The sequence below is a fragment of the Streptomyces sp. HUAS TT11 genome (genome assembly GCF_051553595.1).
Lineage (GTDB): Bacteria > Actinomycetota > Actinomycetes > Streptomycetales > Streptomycetaceae > Streptomyces.
In genome coordinates, this window is the sequence record NZ_CP196184.1 from 9,027,328 (window position 1) to 9,049,892 (window position 22,565).

The window sequence follows — 22,565 nt, forward strand, 5'->3', positions numbered from 1 at the left end:
AGATGGCCGTCGACGAGACGGAATCTGTGGTAGTCACCGACGGCCAGAGTGACCAGGAGATCACGATGGGGGTAGGCAGGATTCGCGGTTCTCCACAGCAATGGGAAGAGAGTCGATTTCGCACGCGACTGCGGTCAGGAGCCAGGTTGCTCGTGTTGGCAGTCGCCCTCATTGCAGGCGTCGGCGCTGTCGGCCAGGCTATCGGCTGGGTGCTGCTCACCACGACTATCGGCCCGACGGCGTACCTGCTGCTTGTTCATCCGCAGTCAGAATCTGCTCGGCTTCGTTGCTGCCTTCTTGGCCACGCGTGCGCGACCGCCAGCGGTTTGGTGTGCCTAGCGGCCTTTGGGTTGTGGCATCATCCGTCTGCTATCGAACTGCACCGCGACAACTGGCGCCAGATCGCCGCCCAGACCTTGGCAGTAGGGATGACAATCCTGCTGCTCGTTCTCCTGAATGCCAATCATCCGCCGGCCGCGTCCACCGCGCTGCTTATCGCATCAGGGCTAGCCCGCCCTGGGCCGCCTTTGTACGGCATGTTGACTGGGCTCGTGCTCCTCTTTGTCGGGGTCGCTGTCGTGTCCCGCTTCTCAGCCCCTCCGGCTTCTGTCGGCGACGGCTGAAGAGCGGATCAGTAGTGATTCTTGAAAAGTTGGCCCCCTCTGGGGGCGGATTCTCTCGATCGTCACAACGTTTCAGGCCCATGGCCCCAGAGCGACGGCGAGCGCTTGAGCAACTTTCGTCCCGCGCTTCCAAACGGTCATAGAGATCCCGGCGAAACGCCGACGCAGGCGACCTCATCCAGCACACGCATTCACACGGCCGTTCTGTGACACTTCGAAGCTCGACACTCCGAAGAATCACGGGCGGCCGTGCCCTTTGTCAGGCGAACAACGAACCTCATCAAGTAGTGATCTTCGCGGGGTTTCAAACACCAGGCTCAGAGGCGAACCACGATAAGCGCGATGTCGTCGTCACCGCCGTGGGTGACCTCCATACAGTCGAGCAGAGCATCGGCGGTTTGTTCGTGGCCGAGGGTGCAGCAGCGGACAAGCTCTTCGATCATCAGGGCCAGGCCCGCGTCGATGTCCCGACCGCGTCGTTCGATCAAGCCGTCGGTATACATCACCAGGGTGTCGCCCGGCCTGTAGTCGACGCTCACCTGCGGGCGCGGAAGGTGCAGAGGTGCGATACCGAGAGGCGGCCCGGTGGCCTGATCCAACAGCTCGAAGCGCCCGTCGGAATGCATCAGCACCGGCGGTGGGTGCCCAGCGACGCTGTAGATGATCCTTCGGGGGCGCGCGTCGACGAGCGCGGTGGCGACGGTGGTGTTCAGCGCGCCGTCTATGGACTCCGCGTAACGGCCCAGCACTTCCAGCGCGCCCGCCGGGCTGTGGACGGCGCGGCTCGCACCGCTGAGTGCACTGCGGAGCATGCCCATGAGTGCGGCCGCTTGCAACCCGTGTCCGACAACATCGCCGATCGCCACCGAGCACCGGTCGGGTGGCACGTCGACCACGTCGAACCAGTCTCCGCCTACGTGCAGGGACTGGACCGCGGGGATGTAGCGGACAGTGACATTGTCGTGCCGAGAAAGGTCGGGGTCCTCGAGCATGGCCTCCTGCAACGTGACCGCGACCTCGCGTTCCCGAGCATGCGCCCGGCGCAGCTGATCGTTGCACCCTTGCAGTTCGCGTGTGCGGTTGTACAGGTCCGCCTCCACGGCTTCATCCTGGATGCTGGGCAGTGCGCCATGGCGGCGGGCGAGGACGTAATCGGTGACGTCCTCGGATTGCTGGATGATCCACTGCACGGTGCCGTCCGGTCCCGGAACCGGGACATGGGCCCCGTACCACCAGCGTTCTTCGTATGTGTCCCGGCTGCCAGGGGCGAGGATGTCGTACCTCTGCAAGGTCAGCGGATCCGGTTCGCCGGAGTCAAGAACGCGAAGCAGTGAAGCCTTGACCGGGCTCACGCCGTCGATGGTCGTGTGCGCGCGGATGTCCGGGAACACATCGAAGACAGACCGACCAACCAGTTCTCCCCTGGCACGCCCAGTGACCTGTATATAAGCGCGATTGGCGTAGCCGATCACAAGGTTCCGGTCCATAACCAGGTAAGGACTCGGTGCCGCATCGAACAATGTTTCGAAATTGATCTCGGGCATCATCACCGACCACCTGCAGGCCTTATATGCCCCCCGGATTCCAATCTACAAGACTGCTACCAGCACGCCTGGCTGCCGATGCCCCACCCGCACAGGCGCAGACGCGGCCTGGCAGTGCGCCAACAACCGGTCCGATGAGCAGTTGACAGCCTGTGCATGCCCCGTCGCCCCGACTGCCTCCGGTCGGGGCCCGACTTGTGGCAGCCGGCTCGGATACGGCAGTTCGCAAGTGAACGCGGGCGAGGCCGGATCGCGCGCGTCGAGCACAATCCGCAGGTCGCTGCGTCGGCGCTCCGGGCTGACGTCGCACAGGACGCAGGCGCATTGACGTGCTCCCTGGCCTAACGTCCAGTGGTTCCGGCCTAGATCGCGTGATCCTTCCGGAGGCCTCCTGCTTCAACGCGCTGTGCGGGCAAGTGCGCCCGTCTTACCGGCACTCCACAGGCGTTTGGCATCTCCGTCCGCCCGGCGGCGACGATACGGCGTCCCTCGAACAGGACGTTGCGCGCTGCGCTGTGATCGCGGTCGTGCACGGTGCCGCACTCCCCGCACATCCACTCCCCAACGAGCAGAGGCTTGGGGCCATGTGAGCCGAAGCACGATAGCTGTCACCACCGGCATCCGCCGAACTGCGGCTTCAGTCAGGCGAAGCACAGTGATTGTCACCGATACGGCGCGCCACCTGTCACCAGCAGCACGCGGAGCAGAGCCGATGTCACCGCCTCTGCGTCCCGCAGCCGGAGGTTGGTTGGGCGGATCACAAGGGTGGACTGACCTGGCGCAGTGACCGTCACAGGGCTCCAGCGTCCCGGGCCGTCCAGACGCTCGGGTAGATCGGCCGGAAGCCGAGCTCCCGGCGGATCCGCTGGTTGGACACGATCCCGAACCACGGGTCGGGGTCCGTGAGCTCGTGGACCCCGGCGGGCACCTCGACGCCGTTGAGCTGGTACAGCTCGACCGTCGTGACGGGAGCGTCATCGGCGATGTTGTAGATCCGGCCGGCGATACCCGGCGCGTACAGCAGACGCATCAGGCCCTGGGCGACGTCCGCGTGGTGGGCCATCTGCAGGCGCTGGTGCGGCGCCCAACGGGCGGCCCAATGCAGGGAGTTGGCGAGATGCGGGTCGCCCTCGCCGTAGACGAAGGGGAGCCGCCCGATGCGTACGTCCATGCCCTTGAGCGCGAGCAGTTCGCGCTCGGCCTCGGCCTTGGACTCGGGGTAGGCGCCCCACATTGCGCCGCCCGGCCGACACTCGTCCTCCTCGGTCAGCGGGCGGCCCCGTCCGACGCCGTACACATTGTTCGTGCTGACCTGCACGAACCGCTCCACGCCGGAGGCCTGCGCGGCGCGGCCCAAGGCCACCGCGGCGTCCCGGTTGACGGCCCACGCCTCCTCGTCCGGCACCCCGCGAAAGGAGGCGGCGACGTTTACGACGGCGTCCACGCCGGCGAGCGCCTTGCCGAGTGTCTCCTCATCGCGCATATCTCCTACGGCGACCTGGGCGCCCAGCTCCGCGAAGCGCTGGCCACGGGCCGCGTCCCGCACCAGGACCCGCACCTGCTCGCCCGGCTGTCGCTGGACCAGCAGCCTCGGCACGAAGCGGCGTCCAACCTGTCCCGTCGTACCGGTCACCAAGGTCAGCATGATGTGCTCCTCACGCACTGTGTCGCCTGTCGTTGATGACCAGCCTCGGCGGATGCGGGGACGACCGGGAGAGACCTCCTCATCAGGGGATCGGGAGTCCCTGGATAAGCTGGCCGGCGTCCCGCACCCTGGAGAGGTGAACCGAGCCGAACTCGCCGACTTCCTGCGCCGCGCTCGTGCCCGCTTGGACCCCTCCGACGTGGGTCTCACGGCCGGCGCCCGCCGCCGTACGCCAGGGCTGCGCCGCGAGGAGGTGGCCCAGCTGGCCGGCATGTCCGTGGACTACTACACGCGGCTGGAACAGTCCCGGGGCCCGCGCCCGTCCCGCCAGATGCTCACCGCGCTGGCCCGCGCCCTGCGCCTGACGGAGGACGAACGCGACCACCTCTTCCACCTCACCGGTGAAGAGCCGCCGCGCCGGGAGGCGACCAGCACGCACGTGCGCCCGGGCCTGCTCCTGGTACTGGACCGGCTGCACGACACCCCGGCGATGGTAGTGACCGACTGCGGCGAGGTCCTGGCCCAAAACGCGCTGTCGCGGGCGCTGAGCGGAGACGCTCTCGCCCGCCCGCCCCGAGAACGCAACATGATCCGCCGCTTCTTCCTGGACCCGGCGGCCCAGGAGCTGTTCCCGCCCGAGGACCGCCCCGAGCGCGCCCGCGAGCAGGTCGCCGGCCTGCGAGCGGTGGCCTCGGCCCGCGCCACGGACCCCGAACCCGCCGCCCTCGTCGCCGAACTATGCGCCGCAAGCAAGGAGTTCGCCCACCTCTGGGACGAACACGAGGTCGCCGTACGCCGCGCCGCCACGAAACGCTTCCGGCACCCTGCGATCGGCATCCTCGAACTCGACTGCGAGATCCTCGTCAACTCCGACCACAACCAGCAGCTCGTCATCCACACGGCCCGCCCGGGCACAGAGTCGTACGAGCGCTTGCAGTTGCTGCGGGTGGTGGGCTTGCAGGATCTGACGCCGACGAGCTCCTGACCCGTGCGGGGCCCATAAGTGCAGAATGCGAGGCGTCTCCGCGCACTGATCACACTAGGTTTGGGCCACCCAAGGGATGATCTTCCTGCGTTCGGAGGACGACGTTGGCCATGGTGGCGACGTGGGAGCTGGTGAGCGCGGCCCCGTTCCAGACCCGTACGTCCGCGAGGTTGCCTCGGAAGAAGGAGGCGCGCACGTCGTTGGAAAGGTCGTTGCCGAGAGTGAACTTGCCGGTGAAGCCGGAGACCGCGGTGTGGGAGCCGCGGGCCACCGGCCGGTCGTCCACGTACAGCGTCATGGCTTTGCTGGTGGGGTCGTAGGTGATGGTCAGGTGGGTCCACTGGCCGATGATGGCGCTGCCGCCGGCGATGCAGTCATACCCGCGGGTGGCATCCGAGGTGGCGAGGCAGAATGACCATTCCTTGTTGGACTGGGGGATAGAGCAGGAAGCCGGAGTTGTGCACGCCGTCCTGGGAGGCGATGACGCCGCCGACGGCGGCGGGTTTGACCCAGGCCGACAGGCTGAAGGGGCTCGACAGCGACAGTGCCGCGCTTGAGGTCATAGCACTGGTGGCGCCGTCCAGGGCGAGGTTGGAGGAGAGAAGAAGTCGTTGTCGTCGGTGTCCCAGGTGGCGCCGGTGCCGCCGGTGAGGTTCAGGCCAGCGGAGGTGTCGGTGGCCGTGGTCGCCCTCTGGACAGCGGGCTGGAGCCCGCCCTCGGCATCCTGACTGGTGCGGACGCGGCGCCTGCATCTCAGCGGGATAGAACTGACGCGCCGGGGGTGCGGACCTTGCGGCTACAGGCTGCTCGTGTCCAAGTCGATTCCGAACGGAGCGGGCAATTGCAGCCTCGCGCCGAAGGGGTGCGGTCCGTCCGCCTTCGTGTAGCCGAGGCGCCCGGGATCCGAGAACAGGGTGACGCTGCGCTCCATCCGGTCGACCAGGAGGTAGAGCGGCGCCCCGTATTCAGCGTACCGACGGCGCTTCACGATACGGTCCGTGTCCGCGTTGGACTCCGACGTCACCTCGACCACGAGAAGCGTCTGATCGGGCAGTAGGGCGCCGCCACCCTTGGCGGCGTCGAGCGGCACCACGGCGATGTCGGGCACGTACCAGTTCGCCGAACCAGGAAGGTCCAGATTTCCCGAGCCGGTGACGCAGTCCAGCTCCCGCACCCGCGGCTTGATCTGGTCACGGATGGCCTCGGCTGCCGCCTCGTGATCCCAGGTAGGTGACACGGGCTCGATGGCTCCTTCGATGATCTCGACGCGGTCGCCACGCATGTGTTGAACGGCGTACTTCAGGGCCCGCTCGGGGTCAATGCCCATCTCGTAGTCGGCGGCTGCACTCATGCGACGTTCCCCCCCTCGGGGGCCTGCTTTGCCCTGTAGGCGGCGACGAGTGCGGACGCGTGCTGCGGAGTCCAGCCGAAATGCCGGGCAACGGCGGACGCCCCGCCCCGTCCCAGGCCAATAGCGACCTGCGCGGCCAAGTCAGCAAACTCCTCACGCCGGATCGCGACCCTCCTGAGGGCCTTCTCAATGGCACCCTGTGCCTGGTCGAGTCGGCGCCGTTGCACCTCGCTCAGCTCGGCGAGCGGGGCGCGTGTTCGGGGTGCGTCGGTCATGCACACAGCCTGCCGGACAGCCCGATTCATTTCAAGTCGACACTTGCACTTGGGGGCCGACCGAAAGGAATGGTCAAGGATGAAATGGCAGGTCAGAAGAGTTTTCATCATCGTCGGAGATGACGGGATGACCGCCAGTGCGCGTCCTCCTGTACCGGCAGCCAGCACGACTGGATCACTCAGATCTTCGACGATGCAGGGATGCGCTTTGAACCCGGGAGAGCGAAGGCTTCGCTCTCCAATCCAACCTGTATGAATGCTGTCATCGCGCTTTACGGAGGTGATCCGCCTCCCATAGGCAGCAAGACGTGGACGACCTCTACCGCCAATGGAGGCGACCGCACCACCGTCACCCCGCCACAGGGCGGCATTGCCACCACGACCCCGATGAACACGCTCGGCCGTACCACTGAGATCCGTCAGTACACAGGGATCCCCCCACCCCCACGGTGTCGCCCTATGTTGCCACGTTGGTGGCACGCAGCGGGGACCTCAAGGGCGAACTGGTGGCCTACGCGCACAGTCCGCGTTTTGCCCGGCGGCTGGATGCCCGGCTCGATGAGGCAGCGGACCGGCTCGGCTTCCTGGACGAGGCGACCGCCATCGACACCATCGACCACTTCGTGCTGCAGCACCCGCTCGCGGACGGCTCCAGCGTCCTCGAGCGGTTTGTGGCCCAGCAGCGGCCGCTGCTGGGCCAGGACGAGCGGGCGATGCTGCTCGGCTGGCAGGTGGAGGGAGTCTTCGAGGTGCAGGGCTCCGCACCTTGCGGGGGGACGGTCTGGGTCGCTGCCGTGACCAGTCGCGGTCGTCACCGACGCCCACGATCCCGCCGTCGACGCCACCACCCACGCCATCACGCGCCGCCATCTCGACCCCTTCGACAACCCCCGCGGCCCCCAACCCGCCGTCGGCACGCGGCTGCGTGACAAGGGATTAGCCAACGGCATCCAGGACACACCCCCACCGGCCTCACCCACCTCGGCGCCCGAGAATACGACCCCACCATCGGCCGTCAGGAGTTTTGCTCGGTCCGATAAGTGGGTGAAGGTGATGTGTTGGGTGCCAGCGCCGGCGACGGGGCTGGCGTCCATTGCCTCCGGACCGGAAGGTCCGCCTCCTGATGGCTTGCCGGGGTGTGGGAAAGTGCCAGCACGACCAGATCGTCTTGGCGTTCGCCGTCGGTCCACCGCGAGACGCTTCGCACGAGCGCGTCGACGATGTCCTTGGGGTGCGCGCTGGTGCGTCGTGCCAGCATTGCTGTGGGGTCGTAGAAGGTCCCGTGCCGGTTGCGGGCCTCGAGTACGCCGTCAGTCACCATCAGGACGGTGGCGTCAGGAGGCAGGGCGAAGGCGTCCGGGGTGCTGCCCTGAGCGGCCTCGGGCAGGCCGGTGCCGAGCGGTGGCTCGGGCGTTGCCGGCTCCAGTTGAGTGACCTTCCCAGCGTGGAGAAGGTACGCCGGGGGGTGGCCCATGGAGAGCAGCGTGACGGTGCCACCGCTGGCCGGGAATTCGACAAGCAAGGCCGTGGTGCAGCACTCGGCGCCCTCTTCATTGGCGTGGCAGTCTCGCTCGAGGGCGTGATCCAGACGTTGTGCCAGCACAGTGAGGTCGGGAGCGGATTCTGCGACCTCGCGGAAGGTGCCCAGGATGGCGGAGACGGCAGGTACGGCGCCCATGCCTTTACCAACAACATCACCCACGATGGCGCGCAGCCCGAAGGGTGTCTCCTGGACCGCGTAGAGGTCGCCGCCGAGTCTGGCCTCCGCCTGAGCAGGCTCGTAGCGGGCGGCGACGCTGAAGGACCCCACACGGCCGGGCGGCGAGGGCAAAACTGCGCGCTGTGTCGCTTCCGCGATGTCGCGCGCCACAGTCAAGTGGCCGCGCTGCCGAGACATCACGTCGCTGACCCACAGGCCGATGAAGCCGATCAGACCGACTACTCCCAGGTCCACCAGCGTCGCGGGCGGTGGACGACCGATCCATAGATCGATGGCAATGCTGGCGAGGCAGGCCGCAACAGCGACACCGATGCTTGTCCGGAAACGCATGACGACACACCCCACAAGGGGCGCGGCGGCCAGCAACGGCAAACCCATATACGGCTCGGGAGCGAAAAGATCGGCAGCCATGCCACCGAGGATCAAGAACGCGGGGAGCAGACGGGCAACCCTCAAGGCGGCGGGATCCATGGTGGCGGCAGGAACGGGGGACATGGAGGGTCACTTCCTGTGGTGGGCGGCGAGGATGGCAGACCGACTGGTTTCCCAGGACACGCAGCCACTGGTGGGAGGTGCGCTAGGCGCCGCAGCGTGGGCTGTGCCCGGGCTTCTGAACGAGATGAGGGAACGCTCCGCGGGGACGAATTGCTCGCGGAGCGGCGGTTCGGTAAGGAAAGCGGTCCGCTCGGCTCGACCCTGCTACGCATCTGATCTCGCTGTTTGCCGTCTCAGGCACAGTAACTTTTGCCCGTTTCATAGATATTTCTTCTATATCAAAACATTTGCTTACTTTTTCAAGCTTAGTGGAGTTTATCTGCCGGTTTGGTCGGGTAAAACTGTCTGCCGTCGCTCGGCACTGGCATAACGAGTTGGTGCGCGATAGCGGGTGAGGTGTGCCTGGTCTGGTTGGGGGCTGTTTGATGCGGTGACGGTGCGGTCAAAGACGAGGTCGGCGATGGCGCGGTAGGTGTTGGGCAGACGGTCGCGTCGGCGGGTCCAGCGGGCCAGTTGCTTCCAGCGTTTGTGGTCAGCCAGGGCGTGTTCGACCGTGATGCGGTCGGACGAGCGCCCGTGACGGTCACGTTCCCACTGCCAACTGCGGAGCCGTACTGCCGCAGACTCCAAGCAACGTGCAGCGACCTGTCGAAAGATCCCGGGCAGGCCGGAGCAGCAACGCCGCTGCGGGCCGTACCCGCCCGTTCAATGCTTCATGTACGAGGAGCTGTCCATGATTCCCACCGCCGCAGCGCGGTCCGCCCTCGCATTAGGGCCCACGACGCATGACTAGGCGAGCTGGCGCGAGGGCAAGCTCAGTGCGCGCGTGCCGCACTCCCGCCGTCGCCTGCTGCTGACGGCCCTGCCGGTGCGCGCGGATCAGGGGACGGCTGCTGAACATGTGGCCAGGGCCTGTGTCGCAGCCCTTGACCGCCCCGGAGAGCATGCCGTGGATGAACTGCCGTTGGAAGCACACATACAGGCCTGCGACGGGGGCCGAGATCAGCACCGCAGCTGCTGCGGGTGATCTGTGCCATGTAGCGGCCGGAGACGGCGCCCAGCCCCAGCACATCATCGGTGATGGCCCGGTCGGAGGCGAGGACCAGGGAGGGGAAGTGGTCGTTGCAGGTCCCACATGTGCTGAGCAGGACGAAGGTGAGGATCGCGGGAAGCGCCCTTCGCCGCCGTGTGTCGATCAGGCCGGCACCGGCGGTGTCAACCCGGCAGGTTCTTTACCGCTCAACGCCAGCTGGATTCTGCGCAGTTGACCGGAGACGGTAGCCCGTCACCCCGCACGCATACGGCGACCGCCCAGGCCTCTTGCTTGCCGGTCTCGGTCAGGACCTTCGATATGGTTGACGGGCCCACAGGCGTCTACCGGCGGGCTCCCTTGCCCCTGGACGCGACGGATGTGGGGACCGCGGCACAGGAATGCGCGGGTGGGCGCAGTAGGGCGTGGCCGGGGCGGGACGGTGGTAGTCCGGCAGTCCTTCCGGCGCCGGCCCTGTTTGCGTGTAGACGACCGGTCGCCTAATCTACGAGCATATCCACGCTTCGAAGGGACCATCATGAGCACCCAGACTCGGAAGGTCGCAGTCATCACTGGTGCCTCGCAGGGCATCGGAGCCGGGCTGGTCATCGCCTACCGCAAACTCGGCTACGCCGTCGTCGCCACCTCGCGGTCCATTGCAGCGCCGCTGGACCCCGAGATCCTCACCGTCCAGGGCGACATCGCCGACCGTGCCACCGCCGAGTCCATCATCGCCGCAGGCCTCGAGCATTTCGGTCGCATCGACACGCTGGTCAACAATGCCGGGATCTTCATCTCCAACGCGTTCACCGACTTCTCCAGAAACGAGTACGACGCGGTACTCGGCGTGAACCTGACCGGCTTCTTCCAGATCACCCAGCTCGCGATTCAGCAGATGCTGACCCAGGGCAGTGGTCACGTCGTACAGATCACCAGCACCCTGGCCGACCGGGCCGATTCCAACGTGACCTCCGTACTCGCAGCGCTGACCAAGGGCGGTTTGCAGTCCGCCACCAGGGCCCTTGCGATCGAGTACGCCACTCGCGGTATCCGCAGTAACGCCATCGCTCTGGGTGCCATCATGACCCCCATGACCGAGGGGTACTGGGACGCGCTCGCCGGTCTGCATCCGGTGGGGCGCATGGGCGAGGTGAGCGATGTCGTCGACGCGGCGATGTACCTCGAGCGCGCCCCGTTCGTCACCGGCGAGATCCTGCACGTCGACGGCGGCCAGATCGCTGGCCACTGACCCTAAGGCTCGCCTGTCGGCCACTCCCCGATCTACCGGGGCCACGTCCTGTTCGGAATGGCGACAAAAAACTCCCAGCGCTCGGGATGATAAGCATTCAATAGACGACCGGTCTACATTTGAAGGTGAGAACATACCCATGGATCTGAAACTCGAAGCCGTCGTGCTGCCCGTCTCCGACGTCAACCGGGCCAAGGCCTTCTACGAGAAGGCGGGATTTCGCCTGGACCTCGACAAAGCCGCCAACGAGGACTGGCGCGGCGTGCAGCTCACACCGCCCGGCTCCGAGTGCTCCATCATCTTCGGCAAGGGGGTCACCTCCGCCACACCTGGCTCAGCCCAGGGCCTGTACCTGGTCGTCTCCGACATTGAGCAGGCACGCGCAGGGCTCATCGATCGCGGCATCGAGGTGAGTGAGATCTTCCACGACGCCGACTTCTTCTACCACGGCCACGAGGACGGAGAAATCACCCATCGGCTCCAGGGGCAGCAGCGACTGGCTGGCCCCCGACCCGAGCGTGCCTCCTACGGCTCATTCGCCACCTTCAGCGACCCGGACGGCAACGGCTGGGTACTCCAGGAAATCACGCAGCGGTTGCCCGGCCGCTGATGCCACGCGAGCCACCTAAGGGCGCGACGGGTCGTGGCCAACCCGGATGGCGGCCAACCCTTCCGTCCCTCAGCGAAGCACCGCCAGAGCTAAGCGGTCAGATCCCGGCACCGAGCACAAATGCTCCTAACCCTCCAGCTGTAGATCGCGATCTTCATGCTCGAGCGGCTTGTTGCTGGTAGTGGCTGGTCTGGGATCGGGCCTGGTGGCGACGTCGCCAATGGGACCAGAGGAGCCGGTGGGCCGTGTCGTGGACGAGCCGGACGACAAGCGCGTTGAACAGGCGCTGGACAGGTGAGCGGGATCAGCTCGTCCGGCCCGGGATGGCGGGCGTGTTCGTCGGCGCGGACGACAGCGAGGAAAGCATGCGCGAGCATCGCGAGAGTGACCCAGCGGTGCCAGGACGTCCAGCGTCTGACCTGATGTTCGTCCAGTCCGGCCAGGCCCTTGCCGGACTGGAAGGTCTCCTCAACCGTCCATCTGCGTCCGGCGACCTGCACCAGGGTGGACAGCGACACGTGGGTGGCTGAATAGCAGCGGTAGAAGGCGAGTTCACCGGTGCGCCGGTTGCGGCGCACGAGCAGCTGGTGGTGGCCGGGCCGGTCGTCGGCGATGTCGGCCAGGGCCCAGTCGTAACAGCGGTGGCCCTTGGTTCCGGCGGAGAGTTTCTGCCAGGCCCCCCTCGGCAGCCTCTTGACCAGGGTGTCGGCGCGGAACTTCCCTGCGTGGGTGGCGACCTGGTGGTCACGGGCAACGGCGAGTACGTAACCGACTTGCCGTTGCTCCAGTGCGGTCCGCAGGTGCGGGTCGCCTCCGTAGACTTCGTCGCCGGCTACCCAGGACGCGGGGACGCCGGCGTCCAGGGCGCGGCCGATCATGCGAGCGGCGAGTGCGGGCTTCGTGGCAAAGCCGACAGTGTCGGGTATCCCGGCGGCCTGGCAGCGTGCCGTGTCCTCGGTCCAGGAACGGGGGACATTCAGTTCCCGGTCGATCGCCGCGTGTCCGCGCCGGGTGGAGTAGGCGAGATAGACGGCGACCTGGCTGTTCTCGATGCGTCCTGCGGTCCCGGTGTACTGGCGCTGCACACCGACCGTGGCGGTGCCCTTCTTGAGGTCACCAGTCTCGTCGACGACCAGCACCGCCGCGGTGTCGTGCAGTTCCCCGACGACGAAGAAGCCACGGATGTCGTCGCGTACCGCGTCAGCGTCCCACTTGGCCCTCGACAGCAGGTGCTGCAAGCCGTACGGGTTTGCGTCCCCAGCGTGCTCGGCGAGCGTCCAGCAGTTCTTGCGTGGCAGGTCGGACAGCAATCCGAGCACGAACGCCCGTGCCCGGCGCCGTGGTTCCACCCGGACGAACTGTCCCGTGATACGGCCCATCAGGACCTCGAACGTCTCCTGCCAGCGGCCGGGATCTATGCTGTGGCCCGCGGTCGCCGTCTGATCTTCTGTCTTCACACACCGATGATCAACGGCGGCCGTACCCGCTGTCCCGTCGCAGAGGATCTGGTCCGCGGAACCGGCTCAGACCCGGAGCGACCAGATCAAGTGAGACGCGGAGGCGCCAAGGAATCTCAGGTGATCTGGTCCGAGGAAAGTGGATGCCCGTGGCCGTCTCAGCTGATCTGGTTCAGCTGAGGCGTTTCGAACTGGTGCCACGCCTGGGTGGTCAGTACGGGCGAGGGAGACCCGCTCCAGGAGCAAGACGGCGTCGATCGCCTTCGTGCCGGCCAGTCGCAGGATGGCCGCGTAGATCGTGCGCGGGGCGATATCAACCGCGATGGTGGTTCTACACACTGGGTCGCGACGCGCCCGTTTGGGGTGGCCGCTAAGTTTTTTTCTCGGATTCCCGCCGAGGATGTCGAAAACGCCGGGCGTGCTTCTACCTACCCGTGACAGCCCCCGCCCGGGGGCGGGCACGACGAACGAGGAGCAGAACCATGAAGTACATGCTGCTGATGCAGTTCAGCGAGAAGAGCGTCGACTTCCCCAAGCTCGACGAGTGGAAGCCCGAGGAGATCCAGGCCCACATCCAGTTCATGAAGCAGACCAATGCTGGCCTGGCCGCCGCCGGTGAGCTGGTCGACGCCCAGGGCCTGGCCATGCCGGAGACCGCCCGGATCGTGCGCTCCCACAGCGGCGGCGCGCCGGTCGTCACCGAGGGCCCGTTCCCGGAATCCAAGGAGTGGGTGGCCGGCTGGTGGATCGTGGACTGCGACACCGAGCAGCGGGCGATCGAGATCGCCGCCGCCGTCTCCGCCGCTCCCGGACCGGGCGGACTGCCGCTCAACATGCCGATCGAAGTGCGCCAAGTCATGGCGGCCCCGCCCACCGAGCTGTGAACACCCCCTATGACGACCTTCGAACCAGCCGTCGACGACCTGCTGCGCACGCTCGCGCCGCAGGTCGTCGGCGTGCTCACCCGCCGCTACGGAGACTTCGCCGCCGCCGAGGACGCCGTCCAGGAATCCCTGCTGGACGCCGCCACCCAGTGGCCAGCCGAGGGTGTGCCGCGCAACCCGCGTGGCTGGCTGGTTCAGGTCGCCAGTCGCCGGATGACCGAGCAGGTCCGCAGCGAGCAGGCCCGCAGTCGGCGCGAGGAGCTGGTGGCCGGGCAGATCCCGACCGACCGGCGGTCCGCACCGGGGGCCGACGCTGGAGACGAGGGTGCGCACGACGACACCCTCACGCTGCTGTTCCTGTGCTGCCACCCTGAGCTGTCGCCGGCCTCGGCGATCGCGCTCACCCTTCGCTCGGTCGGCGGGCTGACCACGGGCGAGATCGCCCGCGCCTTCCTCGTCCCCGAGGCGACCATGGGCCAGCGGATCAGCCGGGGCAAGCAGCGGATCAAGGCCTCCGGGGTGCCGTTCCGGATGCCGGATGACGCCGAGTGGCCGGCCCGGCTGGACGCGGTGTTGCACGTCCTCTACCTGATCTTCAACGAGGGCTACGCCAGCAGCACCGGCCCCGAGCTGCGGCGCGTCGAACTCTCCCGGGAAGCGATCCGCCTGGCCCGGGCCGTCCACACGCTGCTGCCGGACAACGCCGAAGTGGCCGGCCTGCTCGCGCTGATGCTGCTCACCGAGGCGCGCGGCCCCGCCCGCACCAGCCCCGACGGCGAACTCGTCCCCCTCGCCGAGCAGGACCGCAGCCGATGGGACACAGCTGCGATCGCCGAGGGCGTCGCACTGATCACCGCCGCCCTGCCGCGCGGCCCGGTTGGCCCATACCAGGTGCAGGCGGCAATCGCGGCCGTCCACGACGAGGCGCCCACCGCTGCCGAAACGGACTGGCCGCAGATCCTCGCTCTGTACGGGGTGCTCGCCCGTATCTCCGACAACCCGCTGATCACCCTGAACCGGGCGGTCGCCGCCGCCATGGTGGACGGCCCCGCCGTCGGCCTCGCCCTGCTCGCCGACCCACCGCCCGCGCTCGCCGGCCACCACCGGCTGTACGCCGTCCGCGCCCATCTGCACGAACTCGCCGGCGAGAGGGAGGCCGCCATCGCCGACTTCCGCACCGCTGCCCACCGCACCACCAGCCTCCCGGAGCGGCACCACCTCAGCCTGCGCGCCGCCCGACTGGCCGCGCGAGCGGGAACGGGAAGGTGAGCCACCGGTCAAAGCTCGGTGAGGCAGGACAACTACTGACGTCGGCGAACCAGGTCACCTGAGATCGCAAGCGAATCGGACCAGGTCATGTGAGACAGGGACCAGATCTCTGGAGACGGGACACCCGTTCACAGACTGGCCCCGACCAGCAAGTGGTGAAGTCGGCCCGGGGCGCGGTGCTGGTCTTTCGACCGGCCCGTTTCCCCGGAGCCGCTTCCCGAACCGGGCATGCGACTTGGCACCGCACCCGGCTCTCGACAAGCCTCGGAGGGGTTCGTGGTGGTTGTTCTCATCCCGTGGCGTCCCAGGGGGTGGGAATCGTCAGGCCCCGATAGGGGTAGCGAGTGGTGCCTACCGTGATCGGGTTGAACAGTTCCCGGGTCTCCCCGGTCCACCATGATCTGCGGCCGCAGTAGCGGCTGAAGATCTTCCTCCGGCCTGTCTTGGGGTGCTTGCGCTGGACCCATCTCCAGACCGTGTGCCACATGTAGTTGCGCGGGTAGGAGAAGGTTGCGAAGGACACCCCGGGCCGGAAATAGACGCACCAGCCCCGCACTGCCGGATTGATCCGGACAAGCAGGGCATCGAGCGGCTGGTTCGTGCCGACCTCTCGGCAGAGCGTCTTGACCTTGGCCATGATGGCCCGCAGGGCCTTCTTGGCCGGGTAGGTGTAGACGTAGTGCCGGTTGGTGCCTGGTTTCCGGTGGCGCTGGATGTGCCAGCCGAGGAAGTCCAGGCCCTGCTCGATGTGGGTGATCAGAGTCTTCTCCGGCGACAGGCGAAGGCCCATCATGGTGAGGACTTCCGCGATCTCGGCGCGTAGCGTTTCGGCGTCTGCCTTGGTGCCGTGGACCATCAAGCACCAGTCGTCCGCGTACCGGACCAGCCGGTAGTTGGGCAGACCTCGGCGTCGACGCCTTCGGCGCTCGTTGAGATCAGTTGGGCGATGTGCTCGTCCAGGACCGAGAGCGCGACGTTGCTGAGCAACGGCGAGAGGATCGAGCCCTGCGGGGTGCCGGTGTCGTTGTCCCGCAGCAAGCCGTCGTCGCTGAGGATGCCCGCCTTGAGGAACGCCTTCACCAGGGCCAGGACGCGTTTGTCCCCGACGCGTGCCCGCACCCGCTCCATCAGAGCGGTGTGTGAGATCTCGTCGAAGCAGGCTTTGATGTCGCCTTCCACGATCCACTCGTACTTCTTGGACGTGAGCAGACGCACCTCTGCCACCGCGTCGTGAGCCCGGCGGTTCGGGCGGAACCCGTAGGAACACGGGAGGAAATCCGCCTCGAAGATCGGCTCCAGCACCAGCTTCAAGGATGCCTGCACCACCCGGTCGGTGATCGTCGCGATCCCCAGGCGGCGCAGCTTGCCGCCCGCCTTGGGGATCATCCGCTCCCGCACCGGCATGGGCTGGAAACTGCGGTCCTTGATCTGCGACCGCAGTACGTCGAGGAACTCCTCGACACCGACCCACAGCGCGATGGACGACGCAGTGCGTCCGTCCACCCCGGCCGTGCGTGCACCCTTGTTACCCCGCACCCGATCCCAGGCCACCAGCAGAAAGCCCGGGTCGGCAACGAGATTGAACAGGTCGTCGAACCTGCGATGAGGATCATCACGAGCCCAACGGTGCAGCTTGGTCTGGATCTTCAGTACCCGGCGCTCCGCCTCATACAAGGCACGCTCCAGCTCGTCGGTATTTACCGGCGACCCTCCCGACATTCGAGTACTTCGGCCACTGACTTGCTGGCCCCCTTTGCCCTGCGACTGGCCTTCCCGATCTCCACAACGGGTCGTTACTCCCGCGACTACTACGGGGCCTCCGCCCCACCCACGGCCATCAGTCGGCAACGGACCTGCCCACCACCGAACCGGCTGTCCGGCGGCTCGGGCGACCGCGGATGGTTCCCACGTTCACCACACAATCGATCGGTCAGGGAGACGCCCAGCTCTACTCCGGCAGCATCGCCACGCCTACGCCGCAGGCTTTCAACGTGGCCTCCCCACCGGAACAGGAAATCCGGCTTCGGAGTTGACCCGCCCGTCCGAAGACACGCAGGTCACGCGCTGCATACCGGTCCGTATCCACCAGATTTGAGCCGGCTCGCTGCTTACGGAGCTTCAACCACTGGTTCGCTTTCGCTACACCTTCTGACCTTGCTAGACGGACCCGCACCGTCCGGTAGTCCCGGCACGTCCCGCCGTTGTCGGGGCTGCTTGCCGCCCTCCCCGGCGTTCCCCGGATCAGGCTGCCCCCAGCTTCACCGGGCCGCTGCGACGGCCCGGAGGTGGTGGTCTTTCACCTCCACTCGATTGCGTAGCGCCTCGTGGCGCACTCCTGTGCCCTAGCCCTGCGAGGTGTACTGATCCCCGCGCCTGCGGGAATGGACCGGAGCACTCTGCACGCTCAATCAACTGCGCAAGCGCCCTGCGCATGCGCATCCGAGCGGCTTCGCTCTAGGGATTCCGTTGGACCAGGTGCGTGGAATGGGACCTGACCCATGGGCCCGAGAGCCGTTATCGGGGCAGCCTTGCCTTGGACACGTACGTTCGCGCGAGGGGCAGCCTGATGGCCTTCATTGAGGAATCCAGCCGGCTGCCCCAATGCTCCCGCTGCCGCGGGAACCTGCTTATCAGTGCCGTGATGCCCCAGGACGACGACCAGGGATGGCCGATCCATCTGGAACTGTGCACGTCCTGCGACTCCGGTGATGCGACGCGGCCCGCGGCCGGCATCCTCGTTCAGTTCTTCGCCGACGGCGGCGGCCATGACGAAAGCCGGTCGCAGGAAGCCGCGCAGCTGCTGACGGAGTGGACCAGGGAAGCCATGGCGGCTCACGGCTGGTACTGGCATGAGAAGCCGCCCGACCAGCCGTGAGCCCGCGGTTGTCGGGTGAGCTGTAGGACGATGCCCGCCGAAGGCGGCAGCCCTTCTGCTCATATGTGCCCCTTATGGGAAAGCTTGGCGGGACTGATGCACGCTGGATCGGCCGGGTACGTCAGGATCCGATCCCATCGGGGCTAGCAGTCGATCAGCCCCGAGGACCGGCGGTTGCGCTGGTACGCCTTCTCGGGGCTGCTGTCAGCTCAGATCGTTGGTGTGTTGTCGATGGTTTCCTTGTGCGGTTCGACGACGAACCTCCAGCCAGCGCTGGGCTCCATGAACCGCACTCGGGTGGGGTAGATGTCCAGCGCACGGCGGTCGCGGATCTGGTTGTTCGTGTTCTTCCGCCCGCGGGTCGGCTCTTCGAAGAGGTCGACCTTGACGTCCGGCACCGCGACGACTTCCTCGTTCCAGCGCTGAACGAGTCCCGCGCCGAATGCCTCTCTTGCGGCGGTGTAGAGCGATTCCAGAGATTCGTTGTCCCCGCCTGGCACGAAGAGGGCGAGGTTCAGGAGGACGCCAGCACTCTGGAGAACCTCGATTTCTTCCCCTGCCTCGTCGGCAACCCAGATCCCGCGCTCCTCGGCATTGTCTGGAAGAACGTGAACTTCCTTACCGAAGATTGTCCTTGCGGTGAAGGATCCTCCATCGAAATATTTACCCGGCTTTGTGAGGGAGGCCGGGGCGTAGCAATCGAGAGGAAGATCGTCCATCTCTGCCGAGACGAAGATGTCCTCTTGGAGGCCCAATTCTGAAACCTCCTCGATCGTAAGACGTCGGGCCGTAACCTTTTTGGTGTTCACGCTATTTCCCTTTCTTCGTAGGGCCACGGGAAGTTCAGAGAGCAGGCCGCTGCTCGTGCTAGGCCAACGGCCCACCAGCGGTCTAGTGGTGGACCCCTAGGCGAGTGCGCCGGCGGCTGGGTTGCGTCTTGAGGTCGCCGCCCCGCACAAGATCGCAGACGCGGGACCCGGGCGGCAAATCTTCGTGGGGAAAGGCGGAAGCGGCAGCATCGCGCCGGGGCGCCGTGGGCTTCCCCGACCCCCCTCTGCTCAGGCACCCGCCCGTGACCCCTTACGGGTACACGGGTTATGCAGGGGCGCTGGTACATGCTCGCTCCTGCCCTGCTCTCTGCACCTATGTGGCGGGCCTTGGAGAGGGGAATCGGGGTTGAGTCCAGACCTCCTCAAGCTGTCTCTTGACGTATCCTCAGATTGTTTTCAGCAGTGGACGTTGGTGAGTGTGCGCCTCCGTGTTCTGGCATACGTCCACCGGCAGGAATCCGGAGTGCTTGCAGTACTCTTTCAACTGCTTCCATCTGGTGCGGCCGCAAGGTTACAGGGGCATATGAACTCCTATCTAACTCTCCAGAATTGCTGCTTTCTGAGGGCGTTTTATGTGATATCCAGGCCCTGGGTGGGCCAGGTTTTCCGGGTAGGGCTTGGGCTACACCAAGGCATCTAAGAGTGGGTCAGTCTGTCCAGCGGAACCCGATCTCTAGACGCCCGGATGCACGCCGGTACCTGACGTGACGGCGGTCCAGGAGGCTCTGCTTGCAGCCCGACGCGACCTGGCGGCGGCGATCAACACCTCCAGGCGGGCAAAAGAGCCGATCCAACACATTGCCCAGCGCACCGGCTTGGATGCGGTGACGATGCGAAACATCCTGGCCGTGGCCCCGGCCCAAGCGCTGCGCGCTCGTCCTCGCCGCACACGGTAGACACGCCGCCGAGGTAGGGGTGTACAGGGTGGTAGGAGTGGAGGAAGTCGAACCTTCACGCCCGCAAGGGCACCGGGAGGTCATCCCGAGCCGGCTCCCGCTGGGAAACGGGACCCACGGCCCATCGGCCATGGGCGCGACGGAGTCCTCGTCTTCCTACTTCTCGTGCCTCCAAGCCCTAGTCCAGGCCGTTTCCCATACAGACCAGTCCTCCTCCGGGACCTCACATGCCCTCAGGTAGGCCCGGAACTGGTCCAGGCTGTGCAGCACGGCCTGCCGGGTGATGACCCGGTACGCGGTACTGCGCGGCAGAACGCTGTACCGGCCCGCCCGCTGCTCCATGGTGCGCACAGACGAAGAGCCGTCCTTCTCGTACAGGTCCTGCAGCGCGGCACTCAGGTCAGCGACGTCACGGATGAACTCGGGACGCGGGGCGGGCAGACTGCGCCCGCTCCGGCCGCTACGCGATGGTCTGCGAGAGAGTGTCAGTTGAGCATCGCTATCTGAGTGTCAGTGGCGCTGGCTCAGTGACCTGGTGGTTGGCGCTGACAGGTGCTGCGCACCTGTTGCTGTGACCGTCAACGCCGTCCCCATGCCCCTTTGCGGCCAGCATGGAGGGGTTGGCGGCGAGCGTGGCCGCGTTCCGGAGCGCACGCGGCACCCTAAAGGGAGCGTTCCAGTTCGCAAGAACAAGGACGCCGCGGCTGCGAGCAATTGTCATTCCTGAAGGGGTGGGTTTCGTCATTCCTGAAGGGGTGGGTTTCGTCAAGGGCGGTATATCTGCTGGTTGTTGATGGTTCTGGGCAGCGTTGACCGGCTCGCGGGCAACGGGTGAGGTCGGCGAGCGTGTATGTGTGCTGTGGGGTTGTGGGTGTCGCTCGTCTCCGCTGTGTGATGCAGGAGGGCAGGGCCAGGGCTCGGCTGCCGGTCATTCCTTCGCGGCGTGAGGCCGCATGGAGCGGTGCGACGTGCGGCAGGCGGGGTCAATCAAAACCGCGACCGCGCCGGGTGGGGGTCAGACAATTGCCCGACCGCGCGCCTGCCGCCACCGAGCTGCTCACGCGGCCTGGCGGGCCAGGGCGCGGATGTGCCCGTCGCGCAGCCCGTAGTAGACCAGGGTGAGCAGTTTGCGGGCCGCGGCGATCTTCGCGATGTTCTTGCCGCGGCGGGCCTCGATCCGGGCCCGATCCTCCTTGATCTTGGGGGTGGTCTTGCGCTGGATAGCCTCCACGACCGCCCAGCGGACCAGCTTGCTGCCCTGTTTGGTGACGTGTCCGCGGCGTGCGACGGTGTCGGACTCGTAGTGCCGCGGGGTCAGTCCGGACCAGGAACACAATCGGTCGGCGGAGGGGAAGCGATGCACGTCGCCGATCTCGGCGACCAGCACAGCCGCCAGTACGGGCCCGATGCCGGGCAGCCACTGGATGGCCCCGCAGCCGGCGTGACCGCGAAGCCGTTCGGCGATGCGGCGGTTGAAGAGGTCTTCCTCCGCGTCGAGGATGTCGATCAGCTTCAGCAGGGACGCCACGCGCTGGGCATAGGCGCCGGACAGAGCGGTCTGCTCGAGCTGGGCACGGCCATCGACCCCGAACAGGTCAGACACCGCGATGAGCACGCCGGCCTTCGCAAGCACGGCATGTACCTGAGCCTTCAGCCCGGAGCGGAGCGCGACCAGCTTGGCCCGGTAACGCACGAGTTCGCGCAGTTCCCGGGTCTCGGCCGGGGCGATCCATGACTCCGGCAGCCGCCCCATGCGCAGCAGGTCGGCCAGGTCCGCGGCATCGCGGACATCGTTCTTGACACGCCGATAGGCGAACCCCTTCACGCCCAGCGGGTGCGCCAGGTGAACCTGTGCTCCGGCCGCCTGGAGCACGTCGGCCGCCCAGTACCAGGCGTAAGTGGCCTCCAGGACCACGTCCGGGCGGGTCCCGGCCTGCTCGATCTGCAGGCCCAGGGCCACCGGGTCGTTGACGATTCGTACCGCGCTCAGCTGCTCGCCCTGATCGGTCTGCCGCACGATGACGGATCGCCTGCGGTGCAGGTCGATGCCGACGTATTGGTGTCCGTCATACTCGCTCACCAGGGGCCTCCTTCGCCGTGACGAACGTCAGTACCTGGGACCTACCCCAGCAGCCCGCGGGGGCGAAGGCGCCCCGCCCCTTCATCGCATCAAGACCTGTGGATCAAGCGCGTGGCGAGCCCCCAGCCTCATTGAGCGGTGTGCATCGTGAAGTCGCAGGTCACGGGTCTGGTGTGAATGGTGAATTGGGTACTCGTGCCGGTCGGCGGCCGATGATCATGGCGTAGATCATCGGGCAGGTCTGGCTCCGGCGGGATGCAGGGTTCGGCTGCGCCCACGACCGGCCCCCGCCTACGATCTGTCGGCAGGTCGACACGCCGTGAGAAGGCGGGAGGGCGCGGGGGATGCAGGAGCGGCAGTGGATCACCGCCCGCCGGAGCGAACTGGACGCTCTCGCCGATGAGTTGGTCAAGCAACTCCAGGAGGTCCAGGCCGAGCGGGATGAACTGGCGATCGCGGAGCGGGTGCTGAACCGCGGCCGCGGCGTTGGACCAGGCCGTCAAGCTCACCGGCGACAGCAAGACCGACACCACCAACCGGGCCCTGCAGATTACGCCCACCTGGAGAAAGTCATCCAAGACGGCCGCACCCTGTACACCCGGCCGGCCGGCAGCGACGAGCTCGAGCGCCTCTTCTTCGTTTGAACGCCTTACCGCGGTTCTGTGGTCACGTACCGCCTGGCCGCCACCCCGCCCCGGCGGCCTGGCTCCATCCGAGCCGGTCGCCGGGGCGTTCGCCATCGTGACG

At 66.7% G+C, this 22,565-nt stretch carries 19 protein-coding genes and 1 pseudogene; 9 read left to right on the forward strand and 11 right to left on the reverse strand.

The window, feature by feature from the left end:
- Positions 1–2 precede the first annotated feature (2 nt).
- The gene (locus ACSHXN_RS40660) at positions 3–623 is read left to right on the forward strand and encodes an HPP family protein (protein WP_355141776.1); all 621 of its coding nucleotides are present in this window, start codon (positions 3–5) and stop codon (positions 621–623) included.
- Between the two features lie 317 nt (positions 624–940).
- Here ACSHXN_RS40660 and ACSHXN_RS40665 read toward each other — a convergent pair whose 3' ends face one another.
- Both ACSHXN_RS40665 and ACSHXN_RS40670 read right to left on the reverse strand, forming a co-directional pair.
- Entirely contained in the window at positions 941–2,170 is a 1,230-nt protein-coding gene (locus ACSHXN_RS40665; RefSeq protein WP_356297241.1) for a PP2C family protein-serine/threonine phosphatase, read from the reverse strand.
- A 787-nt stretch (positions 2,171–2,957) separates the two neighbouring features.
- Complete coding sequence (locus ACSHXN_RS40670; RefSeq protein WP_356297244.1) at positions 2,958–3,812, reverse strand: NAD-dependent epimerase/dehydratase family protein; 855 nt, start codon at positions 3,810–3,812, stop codon at positions 2,958–2,960.
- Positions 3,813–3,948: 136 nt separating this feature from the next.
- Between ACSHXN_RS40670 and ACSHXN_RS40675 the strand changes: the two genes are divergently transcribed.
- Positions 3,949–4,797, forward strand: coding sequence for a helix-turn-helix transcriptional regulator (locus ACSHXN_RS40675; protein WP_356297247.1), 849 nt, complete (start codon positions 3,949–3,951; stop codon positions 4,795–4,797).
- 49 nt (positions 4,798–4,846) lie between these two features.
- Here the strand turns inward: ACSHXN_RS40675 and ACSHXN_RS40680 are convergent, their stop codons facing one another.
- From ACSHXN_RS40680 to ACSHXN_RS40690, 3 genes are all read right to left on the reverse strand, one after another.
- Positions 4,847–5,236: a LamG domain-containing protein gene (locus ACSHXN_RS40680; protein WP_356297268.1), complete on the reverse strand. Its 390-nt coding sequence runs from the start codon at positions 5,234–5,236 to the stop codon at positions 4,847–4,849.
- A gap of 357 nt (positions 5,237–5,593) precedes the next feature.
- Positions 5,594–6,148: a Uma2 family endonuclease gene (locus tag ACSHXN_RS40685; protein ID WP_356297249.1), complete on the reverse strand. Its 555-nt coding sequence runs from the start codon at positions 6,146–6,148 to the stop codon at positions 5,594–5,596.
- The gene (locus tag ACSHXN_RS40690) at positions 6,145–6,423 is read right to left on the reverse strand and encodes a hypothetical protein (RefSeq protein ID WP_355141764.1); all 279 of its coding nucleotides are present in this window, start codon (positions 6,421–6,423) and stop codon (positions 6,145–6,147) included. Before ACSHXN_RS40690 ends, ACSHXN_RS40685 begins: the two co-directional genes overlap by 4 nt.
- Before the next feature lie 470 nt (positions 6,424–6,893).
- On the opposite strand from ACSHXN_RS40690, the gene ACSHXN_RS40695 reads away from it, so the two are divergent.
- On the forward strand, positions 6,894–7,352 hold the full coding sequence (locus ACSHXN_RS40695) for a hypothetical protein (protein WP_356297252.1): 459 nt from the start codon (positions 6,894–6,896) through the stop codon (positions 7,350–7,352).
- Positions 7,353–7,438: 86 nt separating this feature from the next.
- Here the strand turns inward: ACSHXN_RS40695 and ACSHXN_RS40700 are convergent, their stop codons facing one another.
- On the reverse strand, positions 7,439–8,554 hold the full coding sequence (locus tag ACSHXN_RS40700) for a PP2C family protein-serine/threonine phosphatase (RefSeq protein WP_438306049.1): 1,116 nt from the start codon (positions 8,552–8,554) through the stop codon (positions 7,439–7,441).
- A 1,652-nt stretch (positions 8,555–10,206) separates the two neighbouring features.
- Between ACSHXN_RS40700 and ACSHXN_RS40705 the strand changes: the two genes are divergently transcribed.
- Together ACSHXN_RS40705 and ACSHXN_RS40710 are read left to right on the forward strand one after the other, a co-directional pair.
- A complete protein-coding gene (locus tag ACSHXN_RS40705) occupies positions 10,207–10,917 on the forward strand; it encodes an SDR family NAD(P)-dependent oxidoreductase (protein ID WP_355141758.1) in 711 nt (236 codons plus the stop codon).
- Positions 10,918–11,056: 139 nt separating this feature from the next.
- The gene (locus tag ACSHXN_RS40710) at positions 11,057–11,527 is read left to right on the forward strand and encodes a VOC family protein (protein WP_356113708.1); all 471 of its coding nucleotides are present in this window, start codon (positions 11,057–11,059) and stop codon (positions 11,525–11,527) included.
- Between the two features lie 154 nt (positions 11,528–11,681).
- Here ACSHXN_RS40710 and ACSHXN_RS40715 read toward each other — a convergent pair.
- Positions 11,682–12,906, reverse strand: a pseudogene (locus ACSHXN_RS40715) (IS701 family transposase).
- 560 nt (positions 12,907–13,466) lie between these two features.
- Here ACSHXN_RS40715 and ACSHXN_RS40720 point away from each other — a divergent pair.
- Together ACSHXN_RS40720 and ACSHXN_RS40725 are read left to right on the forward strand one after the other, a co-directional pair.
- The gene (locus ACSHXN_RS40720) at positions 13,467–13,868 is read left to right on the forward strand and encodes a YciI family protein (protein WP_331269229.1); all 402 of its coding nucleotides are present in this window, start codon (positions 13,467–13,469) and stop codon (positions 13,866–13,868) included.
- A gap of 9 nt (positions 13,869–13,877) precedes the next feature.
- On the forward strand, positions 13,878–15,137 hold the full coding sequence (locus ACSHXN_RS40725; protein ID WP_438306053.1) for an RNA polymerase sigma factor: 1,260 nt from the start codon (positions 13,878–13,880) through the stop codon (positions 15,135–15,137).
- A gap of 289 nt (positions 15,138–15,426) precedes the next feature.
- Here ACSHXN_RS40725 and ACSHXN_RS40730 read toward each other — a convergent pair whose 3' ends face one another.
- Positions 15,427–15,993: a group II intron maturase-specific domain-containing protein gene (locus ACSHXN_RS40730; RefSeq protein WP_438306055.1), complete on the reverse strand. Its 567-nt coding sequence runs from the start codon at positions 15,991–15,993 to the stop codon at positions 15,427–15,429.
- Positions 15,993–16,856: a reverse transcriptase domain-containing protein gene (locus tag ACSHXN_RS40735; RefSeq protein ID WP_438306056.1), complete on the reverse strand. Its 864-nt coding sequence runs from the start codon at positions 16,854–16,856 to the stop codon at positions 15,993–15,995. The genes ACSHXN_RS40730 and ACSHXN_RS40735 overlap by 1 nt, the downstream gene beginning before the upstream one ends.
- Before the next feature lie 760 nt (positions 16,857–17,616).
- On the opposite strand from ACSHXN_RS40735, the gene ACSHXN_RS40740 reads away from it, so the two are divergent.
- Entirely contained in the window at positions 17,617–18,012 is a 396-nt protein-coding gene (locus ACSHXN_RS40740; protein WP_438306059.1) for a DUF6300 family protein, read from the forward strand.
- A gap of 209 nt (positions 18,013–18,221) precedes the next feature.
- On the opposite strand, the gene ACSHXN_RS40745 is transcribed toward ACSHXN_RS40740, so the two are convergent.
- Positions 18,222–18,821, reverse strand: a complete 600-nt coding sequence (locus ACSHXN_RS40745; protein WP_355142448.1) for a hypothetical protein — start codon at positions 18,819–18,821, stop codon at positions 18,222–18,224.
- A 1,974-nt stretch (positions 18,822–20,795) separates the two neighbouring features.
- Entirely contained in the window at positions 20,796–21,818 is a 1,023-nt protein-coding gene (locus ACSHXN_RS40750; protein WP_438306062.1) for an IS110 family transposase, read from the reverse strand.
- Between the two features lie 344 nt (positions 21,819–22,162).
- Between ACSHXN_RS40750 and ACSHXN_RS40755 the strand changes: the two genes are divergently transcribed.
- Positions 22,163–22,462, forward strand: coding sequence for a hypothetical protein (locus ACSHXN_RS40755; protein WP_438306065.1), 300 nt, complete (start codon positions 22,163–22,165; stop codon positions 22,460–22,462).
- The last annotated feature ends 103 nt before the right edge of the window (positions 22,463–22,565 follow it).

Coding starts and splice junctions, on each gene's coding strand:
- ACSHXN_RS40730 (WP_438306055.1), bottom strand. CDS start 15,993: ATGGTCCACGGCACCAAGGCAGACGCCGAAACGCTACGCGCCGAGATC.
- ACSHXN_RS40700 (WP_438306049.1), bottom strand. CDS start 8,554: ATGGCTGCCGATCTTTTCGCTCCCGAGCCGTATATGGGTTTGCCGTTG.
- ACSHXN_RS40725 (WP_438306053.1), top strand. CDS start 13,878: ATGACGACCTTCGAACCAGCCGTCGACGACCTGCTGCGCACGCTCGCG.
- ACSHXN_RS40705 (WP_355141758.1), top strand. CDS start 10,207: ATGAGCACCCAGACTCGGAAGGTCGCAGTCATCACTGGTGCCTCGCAG.
- ACSHXN_RS40720 (WP_331269229.1), top strand. CDS start 13,467: ATGAAGTACATGCTGCTGATGCAGTTCAGCGAGAAGAGCGTCGACTTC.
- ACSHXN_RS40735 (WP_438306056.1), bottom strand. CDS start 16,856: ATGTCGGGAGGGTCGCCGGTAAATACCGACGAGCTGGAGCGTGCCTTG.
- ACSHXN_RS40660 (WP_355141776.1), top strand. CDS start 3: ATGGCCGTCGACGAGACGGAATCTGTGGTAGTCACCGACGGCCAGAGT.
- ACSHXN_RS40755 (WP_438306065.1), top strand. CDS start 22,163: ATGCAGGAGCGGCAGTGGATCACCGCCCGCCGGAGCGAACTGGACGCT.
- ACSHXN_RS40665 (WP_356297241.1), bottom strand. CDS start 2,170: ATGATGCCCGAGATCAATTTCGAAACATTGTTCGATGCGGCACCGAGT.
- ACSHXN_RS40710 (WP_356113708.1), top strand. CDS start 11,057: ATGGATCTGAAACTCGAAGCCGTCGTGCTGCCCGTCTCCGACGTCAAC.
- ACSHXN_RS40670 (WP_356297244.1), bottom strand. CDS start 3,812: ATGCTGACCTTGGTGACCGGTACGACGGGACAGGTTGGACGCCGCTTC.
- ACSHXN_RS40690 (WP_355141764.1), bottom strand. CDS start 6,423: ATGACCGACGCACCCCGAACACGCGCCCCGCTCGCCGAGCTGAGCGAG.
- ACSHXN_RS40685 (WP_356297249.1), bottom strand. CDS start 6,148: ATGAGTGCAGCCGCCGACTACGAGATGGGCATTGACCCCGAGCGGGCC.